The organism is Flexivirga meconopsidis (assembly GCF_026162425.1).
Taxonomy (GTDB): domain Bacteria; phylum Actinomycetota; class Actinomycetes; order Actinomycetales; family Dermatophilaceae; genus Flexivirga; species Flexivirga meconopsidis.
Genome location: NZ_JAOBQJ010000008.1, coordinates 1 through 5,831 on the forward strand (window position 1 = coordinate 1; position 5,831 = coordinate 5,831).

General features: G+C 62.7%; 4 protein-coding genes. All 4 read left to right on the top strand.

The window, feature by feature from the left end; all coding sequences use genetic code 11:
* Window positions 1–140 precede the first annotated feature (140 nt).
* Window positions 141–1,505 (top strand): tyrosine-type recombinase/integrase, encoded by a 1,365-nt coding sequence (locus N2M23_RS20490; protein ID WP_265448144.1) that lies wholly within the window; start codon window positions 141–143, stop codon window positions 1,503–1,505.
* Window positions 1,506–1,795: 290 nt separating this feature from the next.
* Entirely contained in the window at window positions 1,796–3,241 is a 1,446-nt protein-coding gene (locus N2M23_RS20495) for a hypothetical protein (protein ID WP_265448146.1), read from the top strand.
* A 98-nt stretch (window positions 3,242–3,339) separates the two neighbouring features.
* Window positions 3,340–5,340 carry a tyrosine-type recombinase/integrase gene (locus N2M23_RS21070; RefSeq protein WP_265448148.1) on the top strand — a complete coding sequence of 667 codons (2,001 nt, stop codon included), beginning with the start codon at window positions 3,340–3,342 and terminating at the stop codon, window positions 5,338–5,340.
* The gene (locus N2M23_RS20505) at window positions 5,288–5,683 is read left to right on the top strand and encodes a hypothetical protein (protein WP_265448149.1); all 396 of its coding nucleotides are present in this window, start codon (window positions 5,288–5,290) and stop codon (window positions 5,681–5,683) included. The genes N2M23_RS21070 and N2M23_RS20505 overlap by 53 nt, the downstream gene beginning before the upstream one ends.
* The last annotated feature ends 148 nt before the right edge of the window (window positions 5,684–5,831 follow it).

Here is a 5,831-nt window from a genome sequence, read left to right on the forward strand (position 1 = left end):
CCGGTTATACGGCAGAGTTTGCACAGTCTCAGGGCTACCCCCGGGGATAGCACCGCGGGGATGGTCAGGCCATGAAATATGACATAGCTTGCGGCGTATCAGTTCGAGCATGAGAGGTGGTTGGGCAACGGGTGACGACGTTGACGTTCATCGACCGCTCGGCAATGTGCGCCGCGAGTCGACATCTGAATCTCGACCTGGATATTGATGGCCTGTTGCACCGCGCCGCGCTTCCCGATGGTGCCGCTGTCTTCCTGACTTCGGATCACCGTCCGCACCCGTTCTTGCACCGGTTCGCTGTCCATATGGCGGCGACTCTCGAACCGCTGAGCATCCGTCAGTACGCGTACACGGCCCTTCGATTTGCGAACCTTCTTGAGCAGCAAGGTGTTTCGCTGGATGCGGTCACTGAGCATGATCTGGCGTGGTACCGCCGGGAGCGGCTGTCCGCGGGCCTTGCTCCTTCGTCGTGGCGTACCGAAGCACTCGTCGTTCGAAGGCTGCTCGACTACCTGGTGGCTACTGGCGGGCTTCCTAAGCGTCCGTGGATCGAGGTCGGGCAACGCTCGGTTCTGACCGCCCCGATCAAGGCGAACGCTGACGTGCGGCATCTCGACCTCGCGCAGTGGCGCGCCTTCCGTGACATCGGGCTTGGGGGTCGCTTGCCCTCTGGTGGTCTGGACCCGACGTTTCGAGGTGAGGAAGCGTCGCGCAACGTTGCGGGGGCAGAGCTTGCGATCGGCACTGGTATGCGGCGCACGGAGTTCTCGACCGTGCTCTTGCCTGAGGTCGCGAGCGGGGAGTTTGTTATCGAGGCGTGCGCCAAACTCGGTAAGCCCCGGGATGTATGCGTTCCCGATCGCACCGCGGAATACGTCTGGCAGTACGTGCGCGGGCACCGCAAGTCGCTGGTCTATCACCAGCAGCCGTTCTACCGCCGAATCGAGAACGACCTGATCGTTGGCGATGAGGACGACGCGCGCCAGGGGTTCGTCCGGATAGATCGTAAGAAGATCGACTTGCGACGCCTGCCACCCGGTGTACGTCGGAAGTTGTTTGTCCGCAATGAAATTGGGTTGGAACCTCTCGCGGTATTTCTCGGGCGTGGTGGCCTGATGATCGGCACCAGCACTTGGAACCGGACGTTCCGCGATGCGAGTCGCCGGGTCAGTCGGTTCCCAGATGCCGCGCAGGTTGCGGGCGGTGTAAGCCCGCACGATCTGCGACACACTTACGCGGTCAGGTTGATGGGGTACTTGGTTCGGCACGCAACCGACGCCTACGCCCAGCGTCTTGCAGATGGAGGCGACCCGCAGCAGACAATCGGTGAGGCAGTGTCGATCAACCCGTTGCTGAGCGTGCAGAAGATGCTGGGTCACGCGTCTCCGTCCACGACCGCGGTCTACCTGCGCTATATCGAAGACCTGCGGGCGCTGGTGGAACGCATGCTGGACGAGTGGGACGCCGAGGGTGAGATTGGGCTGCCGCAGGACGCCCGGTGGTAGCCCCGGATCGGGTTCGCTCCTACACGGGGCGAGACGAACTTCTCACTGCCGCAAGCAATTCAGTCACGCTTGTGCCGAGTGACTTTCAGTGCCGCCGACTCGCGACCGAGTTGGCTGACGGCTGGCTGACGTTCTGCACACGCACTGCCTGCACTTCGCGAACTTCGACCGGACTCGCGACACCGATCCGCCATCTACTGCGGTTTTGTGACGAACACGCACGAAACCCAATCGTATTGACCGTTGGCCATCCGGACCTGCGGAACCTGCTCCAGGGATTCGATGAACTCGTGTTGTCCGAGTACAAGTCGGCGACTGCGCAGAGCTACCTGAAACGCGTGCGCCGGATCATCCGGTTCATCGGCGAGTCCAAACAAGGGCTGCTCGATGTGCGGGTGGCGCACTGGGCGTCCGGGGCAAGCCCAATCTCATCCAGCGAGGTGGTCTACAGCCTCAACGAATTCAGTAAGGAAGAGGGCACGCGGATGCGCCGCGCGGCGCGCCACGATGCCTCTGAGGCCGTGCAACGCCTTAGCCGATTCGCCAACAGCAGCGAGACCTTCCAGCGATGGATCAGGGATGCCCTCGGGACGCGGCGAACCATCGCTGAGGTCGCGCTCGACATCGACGCGGACATGTCGTTACGTCGAGAAATCGAGACCGTGCTCGGCCGTGACCTGTCGGGCAACAGCACCCAACGTGTCCGCGACGCTATGACGGCAGCCACGTTGACCCGGCGCGAAATGACCGCGTTCTTCATTCTGCTCGCGTGGCGCACGGGCCGAGAGCCAGAGGTGCTGCGAGGCGTGTGTGAGCGTGACCTGCGCATCGACCAATCCCGCGCGACCGTTCATCTGACCAAGCGGCGGGCCGGGAAACGCGACACGCTCGTCATCGAGAACTCAGGGCCCTCGGCGCGCACCTACCGCGTGCTCGCTGACCTCACCGAGTGCACCACGTTCGCGCGCGTCACCTCCGGACTAACGACCATCTGGTGTGGACAGGTGCTGGCACGTGGCCGAGTCTCGATTGCGCCGTGGAATCCGCGCAAGTACGGAATCGGCCAGTTCAATGACGACCACCAACTCGGCCTGACCGCGCCGTACGATGCGCGTCGAATCCGCAAATCTGCCAAGGCAATCCGCGCCCGCAAGGGCGGGTCACTTCTCGGTGCCGTCGATGGTGATCATTCAGCACGGACATACGCCAAGCATTACCGCCAGGTGGACAGCACGATGACCGCCGCCGGGGAGACGATTCGGCGGGCACAGGCACGAGTCGTGACCGCAGCACAGTCGATCGCGGTATTCCCGAAGCCAGCCGGCCAGGTAGCCGCCACCAGTGATGACCCCCAGGTGGCCGAAGTTGCAGGCCGGGTCGCCGGGGAGAGCGTCGGGGTGCGATCCCTTCACGTATGCGGATGTTCGGATGCCCGATCCGGCCCATATACCGAGATCGGAGAGCTGTGCATCATGCCGCCCATCGGGTGCCTGGGATGCCCGAACGCCGTTGTCCTTGAAGAGAACCTGCCGCAAATACTCATCATGCGTGATCACATCACCGAACTGCGTGACCGCGCTCCCGACCCAGTCCAGTTCATCGCTCGCTGGGGTCGGGGCCTGGACTGGATCGAGGCGGTGGTGTCGCATTTCAGCACTGACCAGATCGCGCGGGCACGAGCCAAGGACGAGACGCTGCACATTCCGATCGACCAACGGCTGGGTGAGGACGGATGAACGGAAACGCTTCTGGTACAGGGCCGTCCGCAGCTGACGTACCGGAATCACGGCCCTGGTTCGAACCTAGCGACAAGGTGCTCGTCGGACGACGCACTGTGTCGCCCAACGTGCTGACATTCGGCGATGACACCGTGACAGTGTGGGACGCCAACTGTCTCGGACGACCAGCGAATCAGTACCGCTCGTGGGGTCGCATCGCGTTCAAGCTCGACGGGTCATGGCTATACACCGCGAAGGTCATCGTGCTGGTGTCGTTGTCGCCAAGCCATCCGGTAGTTGTCGACGCAGGCATTCGGACACGCCACCATGGCCAATCACCGCTGACCGCAGCGCGGCTCGTTCACGGCCTTCGGCTGCTGAGACAGGCCGGGGTCGATACGGCGCTACCGAAAGACATCTCCGGCTGGACCGCCATGCACTTCGACCTGGCCTATCGGTCGGTGCGGACCACAGCCTCAGCAAACGGCCACGACGACGCTCTCGCAGCAGTGAGAGCCATCCACCACTTGCGCCCGATCCTCCCGCATGTCACCTACACAGGCGCGCCGGAAGTCATTTGGAGCGGGACCGCACGCCGTACGCAGAATCGCGGCGTCCTCAGCACCGAGACTGTCGACCCCTCGGTGTGGCGATCAACAATCCGTGCGGCCCTCGCCTACGTCCAAGTGTTCTCCGCCGACATAATCGCGGCCCGAGAGACCCAGCGTCGATATCAAGTCACCAACCGCACCACGCCATCCGCCGAAACGATCGACCGCGGCCTCTTGGCCTTGAAAGCGATCCCGGTGCGAGCCGCGCCGAACCCCGGGGCCGACGACGCCACGCTGAGCAAGCTGATCAACCGTCGCGTTACATCGTTGCTGATCAGCGATGGCGCCACCGACATGCTGCTCACCGGAAACCGACCCTCCGTGCGCTTGCGCCGGGCCTACGCGATCGACCGCATCAAGCTCGGATACTGGACCTGCACCGGTCTTCACACGCCCGTCGCCCGACTCGACGGCCAATCCGATCCATGGACCGATTCCCTTGACGCACAACGCCTCAACCGGGAAGAGGCCATGCTCCGAGTAGCGTGCTACCTGCTGATCGCCGCACTCACCTTCATGCGGGACAACGAGGTCCAAGAGCTTCGCCGCGGATGCGTCACCCGCTACTACGGACTCCCCGCAGTCGAATCCATCGCAGCCAAAGGCAAGAGCTTTGCTCCCCGCAGAACCTGGTGGGTGAACGAGGAAGTCGTTCAAGCCATCACGATCCTCGAACGGCGCAGTCCCGACGACCGTCTCTTCGTCAGCACTCGTGGACATGCAACAGACACAGTCGGATTCGATGCCGGTGGCCAAATCACCGAGTTCATCAAGCACGTCCGTCAACACGCCAACCAGATGGGACTCGAACCTATCCCGGAAGGCAGAATCACCCCCCACATGCTCCGCAGAACCATGGCGATGATCGCCGCCCAGGAACCCCACGGAGAAATCGCCGCAGGCATCCAACTCGGACACGTCTTCCGCAGAGCGATGGCCGGAGCACTCACCGCTGGATACACGTCCGAGACGAAGAACTGGCGAAGCCAGTTCCTGTCCGCCGAGGCAGAACGGTCAGCCCAGGACCTCACCGCAAGCATCACCGCTCACGGTGCCGACTCCCTACGGGGACCAGGTGCCAGACGCATCCACGCCGAGACTGCTGCGACCATCGCTGACAAGACCCTCACCCGCCGACTCCTAACCCGTTTTCCCGATCTTCACTTCGGCACGTTCAGCCTGTGCCTGGGAGACCGCAGCGTCGCAAAGTGCGTCCCAGAGGGAAGCGATGAACCATTGGAACTCCAACGTTGCGAACCTGATTCGTGCACGAACTGTGTCATCACTGCCACCCAGAGGAAGCTATGGGAAGCCGACCGTGCCGCCCATTCCAAGCTGCTGCGCGAGCGAGGTCTCGCGCAGCAAAACCGTGACCAGATCACGTCACGGATAGAGAAGATCGACAATGTACTCAGAGAGAGGAGGGTAGATGGCAGCAGCAACACAACCGCGGGTGTCGGAACAGGTCGAGGCCAGTATCACGGCCGCGATGAACCGCCTCCTTGACGGCAAGCCTGACCGCACCGATGGAGCGCTCACCAAAGAGAACATTCGGCGAGAGGCGGGGATCAGCAGAGCAACACTCTTCCGAGCCCCGCAGCTACTGGAATGGTGGGACGAACAAGTCGGTGCCCGAGCAGGCCGAACGCCTGCGGAGTTCGCGCGCGAGACCGAGAACAACCAACTCAAAGCCGAGATGGCCGAGTTGAAACGGAAGCTGAGGGAGACTGAGAAGGCGCTCACCGGTGCCAAGGGCATCATCGGCGCGATGCAGGTCGAACTCGATCAGCTTCGGTCAACGGTCAACAACGCAGCAGGCAGCAAGGTGACACCACTCCGGCGACGATGAAGTCCCGGCAGCGGCACCACGAGCAGGCCACCGGGGTGTCTCACACGAGACGGTGGACTGTCTCACCAACTACACAGTGACCCCAGCCAGATTGATCCTCGGGTTACATGCGGACTTGCCTCATGAGACACCTCATTTCCGTATATAC